Annotated in this window: 3 protein-coding genes; all 3 read right to left on the bottom strand. The window is 51.2% G+C overall.

What is annotated here, in order from left to right; translation table 11 throughout:
- On the bottom strand, nucleotides 1–282 hold a 282-nt coding region (locus F560_RS23950; protein WP_019007737.1), incomplete at its 3' end, for an IS3 family transposase.
- Complete coding sequence (locus tag F560_RS0121175; RefSeq protein WP_019007736.1) at nucleotides 279–563, bottom strand: transposase; 285 nt, start codon at nucleotides 561–563, stop codon at nucleotides 279–281. The genes F560_RS23950 and F560_RS0121175, both read right to left, overlap by 4 nt.
- A gap of 68 nt (nucleotides 564–631) precedes the next feature.
- Complete coding sequence (locus F560_RS0121170) at nucleotides 632–1,117, bottom strand: hypothetical protein (RefSeq protein ID WP_156829086.1); 486 nt, start codon at nucleotides 1,115–1,117, stop codon at nucleotides 632–634.
- Between the last annotated feature and the right edge of the window lie 562 nt (nucleotides 1,118–1,679).

Genomic DNA, 1,679 nt, shown 5'->3' with positions numbered 1-1,679 from the left:
GGACCGCCACTGCTGCTCGTTCATGATCCGCGTCACCGTTCGCTCGGAGATCGTCACTCCTTGCTGCAGGAGTTTACGGGTGATCTTCGGACTGCCGTAAAGCTTGCGGGACTGATCGTAGATTTCTTTGACCTGCTCGGTCCATTCCTTGTGCTGACGCTCCCGTTCGCTTTCCGGGCGCTCCTTCCATTTGTAGTAGCCGCTGCGAGATACTTTCAATACGCTGCACATCTTCTCCAGTCGGTACTCGGAGCGGTGTTCGTGGATGAACGCATATTTCACCGACGGTCTTTCGCGAAGAAGTGCATTGCTTTTTTTAAGATTTCGTTCTCCTCTTGCAGGTCTCGTATTTGCTTTTGCAACTCCCGCAACTGATGATCTTCGGACTTAAACGTTTGCGCCGCAACGATCTCCGGCTCACCGCCATACTTCTTCATCCAGCCGTATAGCGTGTTGTCCTTGATCTTTAGTTCGCGGGCGACTTCCGCCACCGCCTTTCCGCTTTCCTTGACGTATTGAACCGTCTTTCTCTTGTACGTCTCATCATACAGGGGCTTTTTCATTTCGACACAGGTCCTCCGATTCAGCTTGATTTCATCAGTGTAATCTGTGTCTACTATTCAGTCTAGCATCAAAATGCCCAAAGTCCGCGATGGGGCGGGAGCGCGATCTCGGTCGAATCCACCGCATACAAAGGGCCGATGTCCGGTAATCCCGGCTTGCCGATGTAGTGCCTGGCGATCTCGTCCAGCAACTGGCGATACAGCTCCTGCAAAAGCGAAAGAGGAATCTGCTCCAATCGACCATACAGGGTAGACGGAGAAACGGACGTAAGACGGGTCCATTCTTGAAGCCATTTACGGGATTGAAGATGAAGACAGATCTCCTCAATGCTTTTGCGCTTGCGCAATGTAGCTTCCAGAAACAAGGCAACGACGGCCCCAATAAAACATTTTTTTGTCCGATGATCGGCAAAAAGATCTTGATAATGACAATCCAACCAATTTAAGCATTGACGCATCACCGTATGCTCCGGTACACTTACGGACATAAAGCTCCTTTGCTCGGGTGATTTGGTCGTTACTTTGAGCATAGGAGCTTTTGTTTGTTTCGGCAAGGTGAGCGTCTTCTCGCTTTTACATTTACAGTAAGTTTTGTGGATGAAGTTTTTATTTGTCGACACTTTCGTTCCATGTCAGGTTTGAGCGAAGTGTTGTGCGTGGATTGAAATTCGGATTAACGTAGATTTGGTCACAGACACCCATTGTCGCATCCCGCAGGGATGCGTGGATTGAAATACCTCGACTTTCTCCGGCCGCCCAATGTGTCCCGTCGCTCCCCGTGCGGGAGTGTGATTTGAAACGAATGAGACGATCCACAGGCAGTCACTCCCTGCCCGGCACTTTTAACATGCTCGGAAACTTTGAGAAGATGAAGCAACGCTGCAAAAACGGAGGTTGCCTCATGAGATGTGACCTAAGGATCAACTTAAAACTGGCCTTGGACCTTGTGACTCGTCCGGTGCCGCAAATGCGCGAACCACCCCCGTCTATTTCGCTCGCGCTTAGGCCACCGCTAAATTCATCGCAAGAAGTCCGCCCAGTACCCTACATCGCGTCGAGTCGCGATGCTCGGCCGCCAAGAAGTCCGCCCAGTACCCTACATCGCGTCGAGTCGCG

The organism is Cohnella laeviribosi DSM 21336 (assembly GCF_000378425.1).
In the GTDB taxonomy this organism is placed as follows: Bacteria; Bacillota; Bacilli; order Paenibacillales; family Paenibacillaceae; genus Cohnella; species Cohnella laeviribosi.
The sequence above is the reverse complement of the archived record's forward strand: the minus strand, read 5'-3'. Positions and strand labels throughout refer to the sequence as shown.

What these genes read in the sequence shown, in the direction of transcription:
- F560_RS0121175 (WP_019007736.1), bottom strand. Translation starts at nt 563, where the DNA reads ATGAAAAAGCCCCTGTATGATGAGACGTACAAGAGAAAGACGGTTCAA.